This is a genomic window from Peptoniphilaceae bacterium AMB_02 (genome assembly GCA_036321625.1).
Lineage (GTDB): Bacteria > Bacillota > Clostridia > Tissierellales > Peptoniphilaceae > Microaceticoccus > Microaceticoccus formicicus.
Genome location: CP143259.1, coordinates 321736 through 338105, shown reverse-complemented (window position 1 = coordinate 338105; position 16370 = coordinate 321736). Strand labels below are relative to the sequence as shown.

Here is a 16370-nt window from a genome sequence, read left to right as displayed (position 1 = left end):
GTTGCGAATGTTAGTTACGTTTCTTATATCAAAAAGAATCAAAGTCGGCCTGTGTTGCTTGTCTGTCGCCTGTCTCTGATTCTTCGTTTTCTGAATTCATGTTGTTGTATTCGATTACATAATCAATGCACTGACCGATTGTGAGCTCGTCCATATCGGACATTGTCAATCCTCTCATTGTCAGTGCACTGATTATCATTTCTGTGTTTACTTGCTTGTCGTCTTTCGGGTTGTTGTCTTTTTTTTAATCTCTTTAGTGGAAAATAGTGATGGTACCAAGAGCTCAATAAGTGGCGGCACAATTTCAGCAAGTGGAAATTCGTCAAATCCGTCAAGCCATTCCATTGGTTCTGGGATTTCTGTGTCGGCTGTTTTGGCCATTACCCAAATGAGATTGTAAATCTCTACAAGTTCAAAGTCGTTCGCCAAGTCGGATGTGGTGATTAAATCCAAAATAACTTGCATTTGTTTTCGGTCTTTTATGTCGAGTTTGTCAAAATCGACCGCCAAAAGTGGCACAATTCCTTTTAAAAGTGGCATAAGTTTTTGCATTATGTCACTGCCGAATTGAGCTTTATACCTATAAGCAAAACTCGCTGATACTTTGAATTTTACATCTTTACCATCTATCTTTAGTGTTTTCTCCATGCTTCCTCCTTAAGTATATTTTATTCTTCCGTAACTTCTTTATATACAGTAGACAAGAATGTGTCATAACCTTCTTGACCTTTGGTCAATTTAGTTTTGATATTTCCTTCTGCGTTCGCTGTTGCTGTGATTTGTAATTTGTCAGTAACAGGTGCGATTTTATCTTCTTTAGTATGAGATGCCAGGTCCGGTCTTGAAACTGCAACTTTGTACAGTAAGTGTCTAGTCGCATTAACATCTCCTTTGAATTCGAATGCCATTGCGAAGTTCTTTGCTTTAGCATCTATTTTCTCGATGATTGCTCCGTTTTTGTCTTTGGTGTATCCAAGAATTCCCGTTTCAAATTCTTCTGGTACAAGTGCGATTTCAAGGTCTCCGCTGTACCCATTGTTCGCAAATGCTGAGAAATAGATTATGTCATCTGCATAAAAAGGGTCATTTGAACCTTCTGCGGATATTGATAGGTTAACCGCTCCCGGTACTTTAATTGGCGTAGTCGCATATGTTGTTACTCCGTCGATTTCAGTTTCAATTGGCCATACTGTTACATTTTTTAATCCGTATTTGATTTTGTTAGTCATTTTCTGTCTCCTTTATGAGTTTTTTTTGTGTTTTGTTTTAAACATAGTATCTGATTAAATACATTTCTTCATCTCTGATATAAATATCTTCTGACTTCTGCCAAACTATCTCATTGTCATTAAATAGTTTCTCGATTTTCTTTTCTGTTGTTGTACTTTTTCTGTCGAAATAATATTCGACTGTGTAATTGTTTTCTGAATTGTAGACTCTGTTGTCTGCCACAAAGTTACTGGATCCCGAACCGAGATAGACTAAGTAAGGGAGTTTTTGTGCGGTTACGTGTTTCATGTATGCGACCGGTAGTCCCAATGTTTGTAATAATCTGAACATTATTTGCCCAACTCCCTTCTTACTTTTTCCTCGAATTCTTTGTTTACTTCTGCTTCAACTTTACCGATGTGTGGCTTTGCTTTTGTTCGACTTTTCCCATTTCTTGTCGTGTGTCCTTTTTCGAGCAAGTGTGTCAAGAATGGACTTGTTATGTTTGCAATTACAAAACTATCTCCTTGTTTTTGCATTGTCCATCCGGATGCGTAAATCCCTTTTACCCTTGGACTTGTTTGTTGCAATGTTCTTGCTCCCTTTTGAGCAACTTCTTGTGCGATTTTTTCTACACCTTGACGTGTTTCTTGACTGTAGTCAAGTAAGATTGTTGCGAGTTCTTGACTTATTTCTTTAGTCATTATTATCGCCCGCTTTCTGACCAATTGTGAGTTCGATTAATCCGTCAGTTTTATAAGTCCTCAAAACGTCATAAGTAACGTTTTTGTATCTGACTTTTTCTTGATTCGAATATTCGAATTCGTGTAGAGATAACCTGTACGATGGTTTGAGCCCTACTGTTCCCGCACTGTAGAAGTCAGAGCCGAACACTCCGAGTTCATTGCATAAGACTGTGACCTCAGTGCTTTCAAGTATTGGATTTCCGTCGTCATCGTATTCATAATCTCCCGATACAATTCCAATTAAAGTGACTTCATCGTTAAATGTTACCATCTTTACCACCTACCATGAGATTATGAAGTCTCCACTGTAAATGTCTCGGCATTCCAGAAGTCTCTCCATGATTTGAATATCTGTAAGTCGCATAGTCCACGATAAACATGAAGTGTGAAGGATTGCTCTCATCAAGAGTCAATCCTTGCACATCGTTTAGTTCTTTTTTCAGTCCGTCGATTATGAGATTAATATAATCATCTCGACTGTTAATTGTAATTCCTAATCTTGCTTTGACTGCTTCTGTGATGTTCATTACATCACCTCTTTGTCTTTGTTTGCTTTGGCTTAGGTTCTTCTATTAATTCTACCCATGGTTTTCCATTACCATAATTTTTACTTGCAAGAGTTATCTCGGCGAGTCGTTCTTTTGATACGACAAATTCTTCGCCGATTTTTCTTGTTACGTTCTCTTTATAGTCATTAAATTCAATTAAAGCTTTAACTTTCATTTTGTCCTCCTATGCTCCCGGAGCTGCGACAAATTTACCTCTCTTGAAAAATGCTTCGTGTACAACTTTTCCGTCGTGTCTTCCGGATACTTTGAATCCTGTTTGTTCTTCTATCCACTTAAGTCTATCATTCACATCAAAAGTAGTTCCTTTTCTGTCTACCCACTTGTAACCATTCTTGAAGTCTCCGATTACAAATTCGTCGGCTGGCACTGTTTTAGAAAGAACGACTCTAGTTCCATCTGGTAGGACTCTGTTTATTCCGTCATACACCATTTTGGCATCAGCGTTTTTACCGAATGTTTCAGCAAGGATTTTCTTGTAGTAAGTTGCTCTATTCATTACAACGATTACGTTTTCAACATGATAATCTTGGTCCTCATGGTCAAGTTCGCCGATTAAGCCTAACATTTCTGGAATCCCTTCAACATCGGTTACTGCTGTCACTTTTGTCAGGATTCCTTCTGGTTGTTTAGATGCTGCACCTTCACCGTTCATAATTGCTTCATCTTTGTACTTTGCAATTGCTTTTGCGAATTCAGCTTCTACAAAATTAGCAAGGTCGATTATTGCATCTTCGATTTGTGCGTTACATAAGAAGATATATCCACCAAGTTTGTATCCGTCAAATTCAACTGCTTTAAATGAACCGATTGTAGATTCTTGTAAGTCTGCACACATTTCGGTCCATGCTAGGATCGGTGCTCCAGCGTTTAAGATTATTCTTCCTTTTCCTTTTATTGTTTGCACGTCTACTTCGTTTATAAGGACTCCATAGTCGCCCACTCTGTGTTGGATGGATGTCATTACTTGCTCTGGGATTAGTAGCTCTCCACCTGTTATCTCTGCTCTTTCTAAGAATATGTTTCTGATATTTTCATAGAATTCCCTTACTTCCGGCTGTTCTAATCTTCTTAACATTTGTTCTCTAGTTTCGTATTTGTTTACTTTCATGCTATCTCTGTAGCCTCCTTCATCTTTTGATATTCTCGGTTCTTGTTCCGGTTTAACTTCTCTTGTCTCAGCTTCTTTTGTTTCTTCTGCTCTTTCTTCAATTTCTTCAAGTTCGTCGTCTACCTTTTTTAATTCGCTTTCAAGGTTTCCTTTGTCTTTAAGTAATTCTGCTTTTTCTTCTTCGAATTTCTCGACTGCTTCTTCGACTGTTTCTTGCTCTTCTTCTGTTTCAACTTCTTCGATTGCTTGTGCAAGTTCGTCTTCGCGGATTTTTAATTCATCTTCGAGGAGTTTTAACTCTTCCAGTTTCTTTCTTAATTCTTCTTGTTTTTTTCTAAGCATCAGTGCTCTTAACATTTTGTATCCTCTCTTTCATCGATTGTTGCCAATATTGCAACTGTTTATTTTTGTATTGTTCGACTTGTTGTTCTCTCGCTTGGATTCCAGTGTCTTTGTAAGCTGGGAATGTACAGCAAGAAACTTCAAATAACTCCACTTCTTCAAGGGTCCAGATAACCGACCCATCATCTCTCCAGTCTGTAGATTCTTTTAAGATGTAGAATCCAAAGCTGCATTGGTCTACGTCACCACGTTTAACGCGTTCATAAAGGTTCATGGCATCTGTGTCGTTTTCGTTTACTGTTATTTCTCCATACAATCCGTGACTGTCGACAGACAGTTTCAGCGTACCGGCTTTTGTTCTACCTAAAACGAGCGATGTGTCATGATTTGTTAATGCTCTTATGTCTCCACTTATCGTGTTATCAAAAGCATTCCTTGAAATCTTTTCAAATGCACCGGCCCAAAGTTCGGTAGGACTGTCAAAGACTGCAAAATAACCTTCGATTACTTTTTTATCTGTGTCGGGTTTTGCTCTTAGTTCGGTTCGCATAGAGCGTGTATGTTTTTCATTAGTTCTTATCATCTATCTCACCACCTCCTAATTTTTCTTGGTCTCCAATTTTGTCTAGCGGGATGTAGTTTTCTAGTATGGTCAAATTGTCCAGTCCTTCTTTTGGACTCATTCCAAGTGCGTCTCTGACTTCATTGCCTGTTACAATTCCACGTACAAATAGGTTTGAATATACGTTTGATATTTCTTGTAAACCGTATGCGTACAAGGACCTCACATTGAATTTGAAATACAGGTCTGGACTATACAGAAGTTTCATCGTCAGTTCTTGCTCGATTGCTTTTGCGATTACTGCAATTCGAGTTCTTATAAAGTTGTTGTACTCTTCTTTGTTGAAATTCCCAATTCCCAATAAAAAAGCGGGTATTCCTAAAATACCTGATACTGTTTTCTTACTTAATTCAATTGTGTCTTTTATTGCTATGTCGTTTAAGGTCAGGGGTTTAATTTGTTCGACCTCTATTAGTCCGGATGGTATTATCCAAGGTTCGCCGGCTTTAGATGCGGAAAGGTATTTGTCGTATACCCTTTCTCTTCCTTCATTGCTTGCTAGTTCATCGGTCAGTGCGTCGACCTTTACAATCAAGTTCGGGATAACCTTGTTTGCCATGAATTCATTGGTTGTATATCCGGCTTGTTTTAGGTTCTGGATTACGTCTTTTAATACAACTTTATATGACTCTCCCATCCAAGGTTGCGTGTCTTTTGGGTTGATTCGGAAATGAAGTATTTCATTCGGTTTAAATGGTTTACCTTTGATGTGGACTTTGTATCCAATATCCTCGCTGAAAAATGTCACATCATCAAAAGATATTGGTTTTAACTCGTCAAGCATGCCTTTTTCGGTATATGGAAATACGATAGCGTTTCCGTTTATCAGCATTGATTTGACTATCCAAGATATCCAAAGTTGTCTAGTCATGTAACTGTAAGGATTTATATCAATCTTCCTTGAAAGTTCGTTTTTAACTCTCACGTCTCCGTTGTCTTGGTTTCTCATTAAGTGAATTGTCATTGCTGAAATGAGGTCCGCAATTCTTTCAATACCCATTCGTACCTCGGGATTATCAGACAGTCTTGTATATCCTTTCACACAAAGTAAATCCGAACCACCGTCCGTAAATGCAAGCCATTCTTTTAAAGTTTCTCTTAATCTCGGCTCTGCTCTTGATTTTTTCTTGTTTCGTTTTTTGCTCATTTAATCACCTACTCTTTATCCATTGGGCCTGTACTCTACCCCTATCCGTTGAGCCATTTACTAGCTCTGTTACTGTTCTCTAAATTCCCAATCAACCTACACGTTGCAAATACATCCGCATCGAATAGGTCAATTCTCATATTCCTCATTACTTTTTCATATTGAATCATATCATCTGTTTTTTCTATTCCGTGAACATTTTCAACACAGTATTCGTACGCTCTGTTGTGCAAGTAATAAAATTTACCGGCAAGAACCTTTTGTTCTATTCGGCGAAAACCTTTCGACTTGTTTATATAGAGCTGCGGTTCATCTACAATGTTGAATCTCTGTTTCTTCATCTCGAGGAAAAATTCTTCTCCGAATTTCCTGTCGAATCCTAGTTGTTTTATTTTAAATCCAAGACTTCTCATTTTTATAAACCATTTCACAATATCGGCATGGTTTGTCACATCTCCGTCGGTCATTGTCAGCCATCCATTGTCGAGCCAGTCAAACAATGGAATGTTATCCTCATCTGCTTTTTGATTTGCCCTTGTTCTTGGGAAAAATGCATGAGTGATTGAAATGTCGACATCGTTGTACGTTCCTTTCAGCGCAGCGGCCGTTAAGTCATGCATCTTTGCAAGGTCAGCGCCGCCAAACCATTCGATTGGGAGTTTGGCCAGTTCTTCTATGGTCCAGTCATACTCCGAATCTGATTTCTTGAATGTGTCAAGATTGAAGTATGACTTTGTACTTGATGTGTAAACGTTTAACGACTTTGCCAAGAAGTCTTTTCTTTGCTGTGGGTCGTTTTGTGCTTGCCTTGCATCGCTTTCAAGGTCCTCTGGTCTAATTGAAATTCCATAGGCCGGATTTGCTTTCTGATGCTCTATCGGATTTGTGAAATCTACTGTCCCATCTTTTCTTTGGTCCGCTTTTGCGATGAAAACATAGTATTGTTCGTCTATGACTGTTCCATTTAAAATCTTTTTGCAGTATTCAAGTCTTCTATAACAAAAACTGTTCATGTTGTCACCCGCTGTGGTTATTCCAATCATGAGTTTGTTCGAATATGCTTTCATTGCTTCTTTGATTACGTTATATTGCTTAGGTGTTTTATATGCGTGCATCTCGTCAGCAATTGCAATGTTGCAGTTGAACGAGTCTTGTCTATCCGGATTTGCTGCAAGTGCTTCAATTCGCATAAATCCGTCGTCAAATTCTCTTGATATTGAATGTTCGGAGTTGTTGTCAAGGATTCTGAAATAATCTTCTTCTCCCATTTGTTTTATGTTGTAGTTTATAAAGTTAAAACTCTCTAATGCTTGTTTGAGTGCTGAACCTACGATGTAGCATTTAGATCCCGACTGTCTAAAATATAAAGACAGTGCCCATGCGAGTGCTGCAGCAAAAGAGGTCTTAATATTTTTACGAGGTATGAAGATAAAAACTTCTTTGAATCTTAATATCTCGGTGTCCCTGTGCCAAAACCCCATAATGTTATAAACTTGAAATTTCTGAAAAGGCTCTAACAAAAAAGGAGTTCCTCTAAGCGGTGTTCCGTCTTGAGTTTCTCCTTGCATGTTCTTAAATGTTTTTTCTATTATTGCGATTACTTTTTCGGCTTCTCTTGGCCTGAAATCATAGTCAGGATTTTTGAGGTCCTTTAGAAATCTTTCGCACCCTTGTATTTGTTCTATGTTGGCTAGTCTCTTACCGGTTATTATGTCGTCAACATATTCTAAAACTAAATCATAGTTTTTATATTTCACTTAATATCTTCCCTAAACTTGAAGAGCTTGTTTTTTCAGCAGTGATTGACTCCATTGATTTTGGATTAAGTCCAAGTCTGTCGGAATAGGTTGCAATATCTTTTCTTATGCTCTCCATTGCTCCGTACAGAGGGACTTTCCTCATGTTGGTCGCTCCCGCTTTGTTTGTATACTCCTCTTCAATTTTATAACCGGATTTTTCAAATTCATCTTCAAAAACTTGGTACTGGTGCAAAAGTCCGGCATAAATGTCTACCATTCTGTTGTACTCTTTTTTGTATGTCCCAAGCTCTGACATCGCTTTTTGTACTTCTTTTACTATTTGATTCTTTGTAGTTTTTCTTGCCATAATTTCACCCCTTCCCTTGTTTTCAATCACGGTCGGAAAACCCTCCCCCTCCCGTCGTTTTCCCCCGATGCCAAATGTGTATTTTTAGAGGGGGGATGCGAAATAATCTCTGATTACTTTTTCCGTCTCCTCTACATTTCTTCCATCTGGATTTTTGTGTAATCTATATAAACACTCTGTCTGTGATGCTGGCATTTTAATTATCTGTGGTTTGTAAAGATAATAATCATAAAACCTATCTTTCATCTCTGTACTAATAATCCAAGCTGTGTCAAACTCTGTCTCTGTTTCAAGTTTGGTTAAGATTAGATGTCTGATGTCAAGAGCATATTCAATAGCCTTTGGGTTCTTGTCGTGCAGTTCGTTTAATGTAATTGCTTTTACAATTTCATCAAGGTCATACACAATATCGTTTCTTCCTTTGTGCTCTTTAACATATGTGCTCTTACCCGAACAAGGTGGTCCTATTACGAATCTAATCTCTGTCATTTTTTTATTTCCTTTTACAGTCTGATATATTCTCTGATACCATCTACCAAGCCTTGTGAGCCTTCTATCCGCCCTGTGGTGCATTTTGTTATGGCATGATAGGCATAGGCTTATTAGGTTGTCATTCTCCCATCTGAGGTCGCTGTGTGTCTCTACTGGGTTTATGTGGTGCACATGGTCTGCTCCAGTTCTCTCTCCACGTCTCAGACATTCCTGACATAAATATCCGTCTCTTTGTTTTATGTAGTCTGACTTTCTTGTCCATGACTTTTTATTATAATTCACACCTTACCAACACACTCCTTTATTAACATTGAAGTATCTCTGTTTCTTGTTTAGTTTCTTGAATTCTTCCTCGGTTAAGATTCTCTGCATTGCGATTCGGTATTCCTTACAGTAAGGATATCTGTCGCAGTCAATGAGTCTTCTTACTTTCTCAGCATCTTTTCTTGTATAGAAGTGTGCGTGCTGTTCGTACTCTCCATGTTCTCGTTTGAGTAACCAAGGTCTCTCCAATCCTTCAAGATACTTGATTGACAGTTTTATTTCATACACTTTGCTCCCACCCCTGCGTCGTATAGCGTATAGTTCCCACGTGTCAAGCGACTGGTCACTCAACACATTCCGTTCTCGATAAAGCAAAACACGTCAGGTGTGCGACCCAACGTGCCTTGCTAATAAAATATTTAAAAAGGAGATTCGTATAAATTCTTAGTGTGTAGAACATGTATATACTCTGGTTATGCTCTTTCCAATCATCACTCTAGTCATGGGTTGTCTGGCATAAAAGGACAACAGAATGGATTCATCTTTTTACGAGTTCGTCACGCTCGCGCTTACCTTGATTCCCACTAAGAATTTTATTATCCACCAATACCATATTATCACATGTAAATCGCTCTAATCGCTCAACTTGTCCCTTAAACTTTCTAAATATCTATCATGTATGTTTCTCGCATAGCTTTCATGTTTGCTATGAAGTTTCATGCTTATTTTGCACCAGCTGTATTGGTCGATGTATCTCATCTCAAATATCATTCTTACCTTTGAGTCCGGTATTGATGCTATGAAGATTTCGATATTCTCTCTGAGTGTCTCCGCTTTCTTAATCCGGTTCATCAAAAGCTTATATCTTCTGTCTTTGCGTGTTCGTGACTCAGTGCTATCCTCCAGTCCTTCAATCCTAAACGTGACAGGTTGATACGGAAACTCGGGCGATGAACCTTTGACAGAGTCTATAACAGTTTGATTGCTTGCTCTATTGTTCTCACGTTCGATTCGTTTTCTTAACATTTTGATTTCTTTAAGTAGGTCTTGATATTGTCTTAGCTGTTCTCTCTCCAATCTTTACCAGTCCTTTCCTGTATCATCTGTCCTTTCTTCCGATAACTTATCGATTATGTTGTCAAGTTCTTTGATGTGAATAATTGTTTGATGCAGTCGGCCTTTGCTGTATCCATAAGAATAACTTGCTAGACCAAACAGACCGATAAAAGTAAGAGCCAACATATTCTCAATCACTCCAAATCACTCTCCTTGACAAAGACTCCGTTAATAAGTTTGCCTCTGCGGTCTTTAATTTCTTCATAGGCAAGCTTTACGCACTCGGTTATATCCAAGTTAAGCTGTAAAGATAAAACGGTCAGTACGACGATTACATCACCTATTCCGTCTTTTAAATCTTCAGTGTTTTGTTTATTAAAAGCTTTAGCTATTTCTCCGCCTTCTTCAAAAAGTTTATTGATTTGTCCGGCTGGATCTCCAGTGTGTAAATTTCTATCAATTGCCCAGTCTTTTATTTTTTCAATTAGATAATTTAAGTTTGTCATTAGTTTAGTCCTCCACTACTTCAATATCCTTTATATTCTGTAAAGAACCAAATTAGGTCTTTTTCGTTTTTATTCGCAAACTCAAGCGTATCTTCCTTGTTCGGCCAATACTCTAATCTGGGCAAGCTTTTAAATGCTTGTACGAAACAGGTTTCTATCGCATTGTAGTGGGAATTGTATCTTATATAATGTTTCTCTTTCATGGAGCTATCCCAACCAGGTTTAAATCCCTTTTGAGATTTCTTAGCTTTTGCTATTAATCTTCTCGCTCTCAATTCGTCTTCGGCATCTTCGTACGTTAAATATATGTTACCCACATTCATCAAACATCGGTCCAATTCGTAATTTCCCCAAACGTCCTCACGTATATCTCCGTATGTGTTTAAATGATAAAACTTATCTCCTATTTCCAAGTTATAAATTGTTTTTTGCTCTTGTTCCCGCTTATCCTCAAGCTCCATCTCTTCAAGCCTGTTTTTCATCTCTTCGACGTTTTCGTAAAGCTCTTCAAGTGTTTCTTCTGCTTGGTTTATTACTTTTCTCATTTCTTGTATTGTTGTCATTTTTAGTCCTCTCCTTGATATGTTTCAATAACATTCATTATTATGTTTTTCATATTTCTAGTCCACCTGATAATGTTTTAATATTATTTGTTGTAATTTTGCACTCATTTCTTGTGCCATTTGCCAAGCTGCTTTGTCTTTCATGTATTCCTCTTTTCTTTTTTCAACTCTCATTAACATCATTTGTGTTTCTTGTATTTGCTGATGTTCTTTTTTGCTTAGGGTTTCCGGCTTATTGCTTAAATCGTAAAATCCTTTTTTGGGTTTATATTTCATCATCAACCCTTTCATAAGTTGCTTCAAATATGTTAGGTTTACATGGATAAAATTCACCTTGAACCCCTTTAATAATATATTCGCCTTTTGAAACTCTCATATTTCCTTCCAATGTTTTTATATCATATTCATTATCCTTTGCATTGAAAACCATATCAGGACAAAAATCCATACATGATGAAATGTTTTCTTCTCTTAAATATTGAATTGCTTCAATCACAACTGGTTTCTTTCTATATTTCATTATTCATCATCCTTTCTGTTATAAATATCATTTAATACTATTTCTAAAATGGCCTTTTCGAATCCTCTTCCTCTATCATCTTCTCCCCCCCTAATCCATGTTATTTATTTCTCTAACTTATCTTATTTCCTTATACATTTTTGAATCTTTATCTATTAACTCATCTTCGTAATAAGTTAAAAAACTGTCGTCTTTGGTTATGTCGTCAAGAATTTCTTGCAGCCTCTTAAACTGTTCATTTGTTACAGATTCAAACATTTTTTCATCTGCATCTTCATACATCTCCTCTCCTGCATGTTCAAATAAATCCTCTAACACATTCCTTGCACAAAATTTCTCTCGATATGACTTAGTTGTATACCAACCTTCTTTTTCTTTGTCCGTATAATCATTCCACTCACGCTTTACTTCATCTGCATCATACACATAATCGCCGTGCATTATAAATCCTGTAACATTATTTATGTTTATCATTTTTTCCACCTTCCTTTTAATTTATCCATTTAACAATTGGGTCACCTTTGAACCCTTTTTCCCAAACAAACCAGGCATAAGCCACTGCACTTGATTTGTATTTGTCAAAATTTCCATTTTTAGCACAATTCAATCTTGAACTTGAAACATAAACAACTTTTGGTGGATTTTCTTTAAAGAACTTCTTTCTTGCTTTACTTTCAAGGAATTGAAGTTTTAAAAACATTGCAACTTTTCTTCCTGGATGAATACTGTCCAATGCTTTTTGAACAAATTCAAGTGCATATTTATATGGTGGATTGGTTATAATATCACCTTCAAAGTCATCAAAGCTTTCTTTTAAAAAGTCCATTGGTTTAGGATCACCATAGCCCCTATATATTAAATCAGTGCTAATAACTTCAAATCCATGCTCTTCAAGCACCCTTGCCAAATGACCTTCACCACAAGCACATTCCCAAATAACATTTGAAAAAGTTTCTTCTTGAAGTAATAATTCCATTGCCTTTGGTTCAGTTGCATAATAATCATGTTTCTGTCTTTCACCAATAGCATGACTGGATGCTGCAAGTGTTGTGAATACACTGTTTTTATTGCCTGTCCAGTCTTTCTGCTCTCTCTCTCTCTGCTAAATAAATCATTCATCATTTCACCCCTTTATTCTGAAACAGATATTCTCTAATTCAATTTTTTATTGGCTAATGCTCCTTAAGTTTTCCATCGCTAATGAAAATCCTAATAAATACAAATAGGTGATTACACTAATTTGTTTTCCGCAATCTGTTAGCCACTCCCAATAATCTGGATCAAGGTCACTCAAATCTGTATTGTTTAACATGTCAAATATCCCATAATAATCAAACCCATATTCATCAGAAAAGTATTCCATACAATCTTCTACAACTTCTTCTATATATTCATCTTCATCATAATAGATATCCTCTAAACGCTCTTTCAATTCTTTTCTAGCTTGTTCTTCTCTATACCAATAAATTTGACGTTCCGCGCACTGTATTTTTTCTATAAAATAGCTCGGATTGTTGCAATAATGTTTTTCAAATTTATCAAATGTCATGTTAGTAGGATTCCATGCAACTAACTCCCCTAAATCTCCACTTATAAATAGCTTGTAATAGTTTTCATCAAAAATATATCGTATTCGATAATGGTTTGAATTTGGGTTTTTCCAATCTAATATTTTGACCTCTCCTAAATCAGTTAGTGTTGCTTTATGGTCTTTAAAGTGTGTTAGGTGTCCCTCTAAATTCATAATCTTATCTCCTTTTATTTATCACCATTAAATCTCATCTAGCATCCAGTCTAAATATACTTTTGCTTTTCTTAGATCCTCTGGTTCGTTTTTCTTTCCTTCTCGAATTACATATTTCAAGACATTCATTATCTTCACGGCTTATCAAAATATAATTTCCAGGATACATTTCATAACTCATTTGCTCTACTCCTCCCAGTCATAAACCTCAATGTAAGCCTCAAAAGACCAGCTATTTAAGTTTTTTCTAATCTCGTTGTATATAGTCTTGATTTGTTCTCTTTCCAGATGCTCTTCAAGAACTGCTTTTACTGTACATAACACATCTTTCAATCCAACAACTTCTATTACTTCTCTCATTTTTAATCCTCCTCTTTAGTTCACCTTAATGCTTCAATATCAATTATTATGTTTCCATTAAAATCGTTGTTATCGTCCTTAATCTTTTCTAATATCAAAACCATTAATATTTCTGCAGCTTTTGGAGCCATATCATTGGTTAATACGTACTCTTCCTTTCCAACTATTGCTCGTATATGTGATTTGTGACCACTATAAAAAACATATATTGAATCTGGGTTCATCACTAAGCATTGTCCATTGTCTATAATTATTCTTTTCATTCCTACCAATCCATTTCTACTGCTTGTCCGCAGTATGCACAGTATTTTGCTTCAACATCCACTATCTCATCACAAACCGGACACTGTGATTCCCAATCATCAATATCTAATTTCACATCTCTTGTTGGAATCGGTATGTTTTTATCTAACAGCCTTTGAATATCAGCATGCCAGTTAACTATTAATGGCGGTTCTAATTCATCGGCATCTAATAGGTTGTTTCCTATCTTTTTTGTAATTTCTTTAAGAGTTTCTATATTCATGTCTAATCCTCCTTAAAAATATATTCATAAATCATCTTTCCAAAGTCGTATAAACTCCAAGCTATTCCGGCTATTATCACCATCACTATTCCAAATATTAGTGTGCTTAAAATCAAACCTAAAACACCAATCAAGGCTGCTAGTACAGTCATTCTTCCAACACCCAATTTATATACTCTCTAGCTTTTTCAAAGTCCTGTCTACCATTCTTCTTGTTTGCTCGCATTACGTATTTTAAGATATTTCCATGACAGAAGTTTTTATATCCATCTTTACCTAACACAGACTTGATGACATCTTTTGTTTCTATGTTCAGTCCGTCTAGTCTGTAATGCTTCGGTTTGTTTTCTCTCCTCCTAATTCCTTACAACCTTACATTAATCCTTACAATTTCAAATTCCTTGTAAGCTAGTGTTACCAACGTATACAAGAAATCCTTACAACCTTACATACAAATTGCAAAATTATTTTTATATTTTGTACTTGTTCGTATGAACGAGTGAGTATAAATATATAAATATATATCTTTTTAATTGTAAGAATGTAAGGATTATAGTATAAAGGTGTTGTTTTCAATAGTTTGCTGCCTTACAAAATCCTTACAATTTCCTTACATCCTTACAATTTTTTGTAAGGATTTGTTTTGATAATGGTGATGCAATCCTGTAAACGTTGAAAATTAGTCATTCGTAAAACATCTTATGCTTTTACCATTAAGCCACTTAACTTTCTTTTGTAAGCCAAAATGATTAGTCATTATGTTTGAAATCATATTAGCGTTATAATCGACCGCATTGTCCTCGCACCAGTCTTGATAGTCTCTGTAAATATCTGCAAGAGGCTTGTCCTCAAAATCTTCCATCGTTCTACCTTCAATATAATCAAGTGCCGGATTATTCTCCCTGTGATAACTTTCATTAAATATGTTCACTATCTCCGACTCAGTAAAATCACCATTTTCATACAACCTCTTGTATCCTTCTACAATCAACCTCATCCAATACTCAAGTGCTTCCGGTGTGGTCAGTTTAGTTATGAAAAGTGGGTCTTTCTTTTCTACTTTTGTATACATCGGCAACCATAAAACACGTCTTTTGTAGCTTTTTCCTTTTTCCCATGATTTTAAGATATGATTTGATGTAAAAATCAGACTCCCTGTGAAGTACATTGACTCCGCACTCTTGTACAATTCTCTTGTGCTGATAAAGTCGCATGTTGATATGTTTTTGAGCATCTTCATGTCTTTATCGTTTATCGCTTGGTCTTGAATGTCATCTCCAAGATTGGCCAACATCCCTTTAAATGATGTCAGATATCTTTCATCGCTTAACTCTTTAATTCCAAGTCCAGTCACATTCTTTGAACCTAAAATCGTCTTTATTATTTGAAGCAAAGTCCCTTTTCCGTTCCCACCATCGCCGATAAAGATAAAAAACTTGGCTAACATCCTTTTGAACTCTGGATCTACCACCAGAGTGTGTCCCAGTATCTCGAGTAGTAAATTCCTGTAATCTTCATCACTGTTTGTCAACTTGTTGATATACTCGTCCACAATCTCAACAGGCTTTGCTTCATTATCATAGTCAATGTCAATATTATACGGAGTGAAGTCGTCAACAATGATGTCCTTGAACTCTCCATCTCTCAAATAACCATTATTAAACTTAATATTGAAAACTGTATCCTGTGGTATCTTCCTACACCGATACTCCATCTGTTTAATAACTTCATCGACATATCTAGTCTTTTGACTGCCTACACTCTTATAAACTAACTGCCTTAACAGCGACTCCTCATGTGAATACTCTCCATCCACTTTGAAATAATACCTTTCACCGTATTGCAAGAAGTCCATTTCTTTCATTAACCAGTTGGCCACTTCATATTCGTTATCCTTCTCTGCAGTAACCACCATTTCTCGAGTGAGTATTGTTAGCTCTTCTTCACTTAAAGGTGCACTAAAGATATTGTCATTTACAAACGTTAAAACCTTTCTCCAGTCCTTTTGTCCGGCTAACTGATTTCTTAATCTAAATAAAGCATTGTTTCGACCATCACCTTCATCCATTCCGAATAAGACCTCAAACTTTTTATTCGATGTAAATATAAAAGGTGCACTTTCTCTAATGCCTTCATTTTCTATCTCTCTAAGTTTCCCATTACGTTTTATCGTTACTGCTTTTGTGTTCCCTTTGTGTTTTATCTCATACTCAAATCCAAGTGGCGACACTCTATTCGCACCACGTCTAAAGCCTTCTGGTTTCTTGAAGTAGAGGTGACAACCTCTTTCTGTCCACACTGTTTGCGTCTTAATGTCAAAGGTTATAATCAGTTTCTTTATGATCTCTTTTGGTAGGTTGTCAATGTCAATCACATAATCATTATCGTCAAGCAGCCTTCCAGCATCAGCAAAAGCTGAATGGTCGTCGCTGATGTCAGATAAATTGTTACTAAATTTCTCACCCGGTTTAAATTCTACATACAAAGTTT

At 36.5% G+C, this 16370-nt stretch carries 31 protein-coding genes; all 31 read right to left on the bottom strand.

The window, feature by feature from the left end; translation table 11 throughout:
• Positions 1 to 28 precede the first annotated feature (28 nt).
• The 31 genes from VZL98_01695 to VZL98_01545 all read right to left on the bottom strand — a co-directional run bounded on the left by VZL98_01695 (position 29) and on the right by VZL98_01545 (position 16365).
• A complete protein-coding gene (locus VZL98_01695) occupies positions 29 to 199 on the bottom strand; it encodes a hypothetical protein (protein WVH63695.1) in 171 nt (56 codons plus the stop codon).
• A gap of 8 nt (positions 200 to 207) precedes the next feature.
• On the bottom strand, positions 208 to 648 hold the full coding sequence (locus tag VZL98_01690) for a hypothetical protein (GenBank protein WVH63694.1): 441 nt from the start codon (positions 646 to 648) through the stop codon (positions 208 to 210).
• A gap of 20 nt (positions 649 to 668) precedes the next feature.
• Positions 669 to 1229 (bottom strand): major tail protein, encoded by a 561-nt coding sequence (locus VZL98_01685; GenBank protein WVH63693.1) that lies wholly within the window; start codon positions 1227 to 1229, stop codon positions 669 to 671.
• 37 nt (positions 1230 to 1266) lie between these two features.
• Positions 1267 to 1560 (bottom strand): hypothetical protein, encoded by a 294-nt coding sequence (locus VZL98_01680; protein WVH63692.1) that lies wholly within the window; start codon positions 1558 to 1560, stop codon positions 1267 to 1269.
• Positions 1560 to 1913 (bottom strand): HK97 gp10 family phage protein, encoded by a 354-nt coding sequence (locus VZL98_01675; protein ID WVH63691.1) that lies wholly within the window; start codon positions 1911 to 1913, stop codon positions 1560 to 1562. Before VZL98_01675 ends, VZL98_01680 begins: the two co-directional genes overlap by 1 nt.
• Positions 1906 to 2226: a phage head closure protein gene (locus tag VZL98_01670; protein ID WVH63690.1), complete on the bottom strand. Its 321-nt coding sequence runs from the start codon at positions 2224 to 2226 to the stop codon at positions 1906 to 1908. The genes VZL98_01675 and VZL98_01670 overlap by 8 nt, the downstream gene beginning before the upstream one ends.
• Positions 2213 to 2482 carry a phage head-tail connector protein gene (locus VZL98_01665; protein ID WVH63689.1) on the bottom strand — a complete coding sequence of 90 codons (270 nt, stop codon included), beginning with the start codon at positions 2480 to 2482 and terminating at the stop codon, positions 2213 to 2215. The genes VZL98_01670 and VZL98_01665 overlap by 14 nt, the downstream gene beginning before the upstream one ends.
• A 4-nt stretch (positions 2483 to 2486) precedes the next feature.
• Positions 2487 to 2678 (bottom strand): hypothetical protein, encoded by a 192-nt coding sequence (locus VZL98_01660; GenBank protein ID WVH63688.1) that lies wholly within the window; start codon positions 2676 to 2678, stop codon positions 2487 to 2489.
• A 9-nt stretch (positions 2679 to 2687) separates the two neighbouring features.
• Positions 2688 to 3989 (bottom strand): phage major capsid protein, encoded by a 1302-nt coding sequence (locus VZL98_01655; GenBank protein ID WVH63687.1) that lies wholly within the window; start codon positions 3987 to 3989, stop codon positions 2688 to 2690.
• Positions 3967 to 4557: an HK97 family phage prohead protease gene (locus VZL98_01650; protein ID WVH63686.1), complete on the bottom strand. Its 591-nt coding sequence runs from the start codon at positions 4555 to 4557 to the stop codon at positions 3967 to 3969. The genes VZL98_01655 and VZL98_01650 overlap by 23 nt, the downstream gene beginning before the upstream one ends.
• A complete protein-coding gene (locus tag VZL98_01645; protein WVH63685.1) occupies positions 4544 to 5743 on the bottom strand; it encodes a phage portal protein in 1200 nt (399 codons plus the stop codon). The genes VZL98_01650 and VZL98_01645 overlap by 14 nt, the downstream gene beginning before the upstream one ends.
• Positions 5744 to 5784: 41 nt before the next feature.
• Positions 5785 to 7500, bottom strand: coding sequence for a terminase large subunit (locus tag VZL98_01640; GenBank protein WVH63684.1), 1716 nt, complete (start codon positions 7498 to 7500; stop codon positions 5785 to 5787).
• The gene (locus VZL98_01635) at positions 7490 to 7849 is read right to left on the bottom strand and encodes a P27 family phage terminase small subunit (protein ID WVH63683.1); all 360 of its coding nucleotides are present in this window, start codon (positions 7847 to 7849) and stop codon (positions 7490 to 7492) included. The genes VZL98_01640 and VZL98_01635 overlap by 11 nt, the downstream gene beginning before the upstream one ends.
• A gap of 84 nt (positions 7850 to 7933) precedes the next feature.
• Positions 7934 to 8623: an HNH endonuclease gene (locus tag VZL98_01630; protein ID WVH63682.1), complete on the bottom strand. Its 690-nt coding sequence runs from the start codon at positions 8621 to 8623 to the stop codon at positions 7934 to 7936.
• A gap of 3 nt (positions 8624 to 8626) precedes the next feature.
• Positions 8627 to 8854, bottom strand: coding sequence for a hypothetical protein (locus VZL98_01625; GenBank protein ID WVH63681.1), 228 nt, complete (start codon positions 8852 to 8854; stop codon positions 8627 to 8629).
• 384 nt (positions 8855 to 9238) lie between these two features.
• A complete protein-coding gene (locus VZL98_01620; protein WVH63680.1) occupies positions 9239 to 9682 on the bottom strand; it encodes a hypothetical protein in 444 nt (147 codons plus the stop codon).
• 3 nt (positions 9683 to 9685) lie between these two features.
• Positions 9686 to 9847: a hypothetical protein gene (locus VZL98_01615; GenBank protein ID WVH63679.1), complete on the bottom strand. Its 162-nt coding sequence runs from the start codon at positions 9845 to 9847 to the stop codon at positions 9686 to 9688.
• 8 nt (positions 9848 to 9855) lie between these two features.
• A complete protein-coding gene (locus tag VZL98_01610; protein WVH63678.1) occupies positions 9856 to 10167 on the bottom strand; it encodes a MazG-like family protein in 312 nt (103 codons plus the stop codon).
• A 20-nt stretch (positions 10168 to 10187) separates the two neighbouring features.
• Positions 10188 to 10730, bottom strand: coding sequence for a hypothetical protein (locus VZL98_01605; protein WVH63677.1), 543 nt, complete (start codon positions 10728 to 10730; stop codon positions 10188 to 10190).
• 57 nt (positions 10731 to 10787) lie between these two features.
• On the bottom strand, positions 10788 to 11021 hold the full coding sequence (locus VZL98_01600) for a hypothetical protein (GenBank protein WVH63676.1): 234 nt from the start codon (positions 11019 to 11021) through the stop codon (positions 10788 to 10790).
• Positions 10996 to 11250, bottom strand: coding sequence for a hypothetical protein (locus VZL98_01595; protein ID WVH63675.1), 255 nt, complete (start codon positions 11248 to 11250; stop codon positions 10996 to 10998). The genes VZL98_01600 and VZL98_01595 overlap by 26 nt, the downstream gene beginning before the upstream one ends.
• 117 nt (positions 11251 to 11367) lie before the next feature.
• Positions 11368 to 11724, bottom strand: coding sequence for a hypothetical protein (locus VZL98_01590; protein ID WVH63674.1), 357 nt, complete (start codon positions 11722 to 11724; stop codon positions 11368 to 11370).
• A gap of 16 nt (positions 11725 to 11740) precedes the next feature.
• Positions 11741 to 12226 (bottom strand): NAD(P)-dependent oxidoreductase, encoded by a 486-nt coding sequence (locus VZL98_01585; GenBank protein ID WVH63673.1) that lies wholly within the window; start codon positions 12224 to 12226, stop codon positions 11741 to 11743.
• Positions 12227 to 12415: 189 nt separating this feature from the next.
• A complete protein-coding gene (locus VZL98_01580) occupies positions 12416 to 12994 on the bottom strand; it encodes a hypothetical protein (protein ID WVH63672.1) in 579 nt (192 codons plus the stop codon).
• A 34-nt stretch (positions 12995 to 13028) separates the two neighbouring features.
• Complete coding sequence (locus VZL98_01575; protein WVH63671.1) at positions 13029 to 13175, bottom strand: hypothetical protein; 147 nt, start codon at positions 13173 to 13175, stop codon at positions 13029 to 13031.
• Positions 13176 to 13180: 5 nt separating this feature from the next.
• A complete protein-coding gene (locus tag VZL98_01570) occupies positions 13181 to 13354 on the bottom strand; it encodes a hypothetical protein (protein WVH63670.1) in 174 nt (57 codons plus the stop codon).
• 20 nt (positions 13355 to 13374) lie between these two features.
• The gene (locus VZL98_01565; GenBank protein WVH63669.1) at positions 13375 to 13617 is read right to left on the bottom strand and encodes a hypothetical protein; all 243 of its coding nucleotides are present in this window, start codon (positions 13615 to 13617) and stop codon (positions 13375 to 13377) included.
• A 2-nt stretch (positions 13618 to 13619) separates the two neighbouring features.
• A complete protein-coding gene (locus VZL98_01560; protein ID WVH63668.1) occupies positions 13620 to 13880 on the bottom strand; it encodes a zinc ribbon domain-containing protein in 261 nt (86 codons plus the stop codon).
• A gap of 2 nt (positions 13881 to 13882) precedes the next feature.
• Complete coding sequence (locus VZL98_01555) at positions 13883 to 14032, bottom strand: hypothetical protein (protein ID WVH63667.1); 150 nt, start codon at positions 14030 to 14032, stop codon at positions 13883 to 13885.
• Positions 14029 to 14241 (bottom strand): DUF3310 domain-containing protein, encoded by a 213-nt coding sequence (locus VZL98_01550; protein WVH64526.1) that lies wholly within the window; start codon positions 14239 to 14241, stop codon positions 14029 to 14031. The genes VZL98_01555 and VZL98_01550 overlap by 4 nt, the downstream gene beginning before the upstream one ends.
• Positions 14242 to 14559: 318 nt before the next feature.
• On the bottom strand, positions 14560 to 16365 hold the full coding sequence (locus tag VZL98_01545) for a phage/plasmid primase, P4 family (protein WVH63666.1): 1806 nt from the start codon (positions 16363 to 16365) through the stop codon (positions 14560 to 14562).
• Positions 16366 to 16370 lie beyond the last annotated feature (5 nt).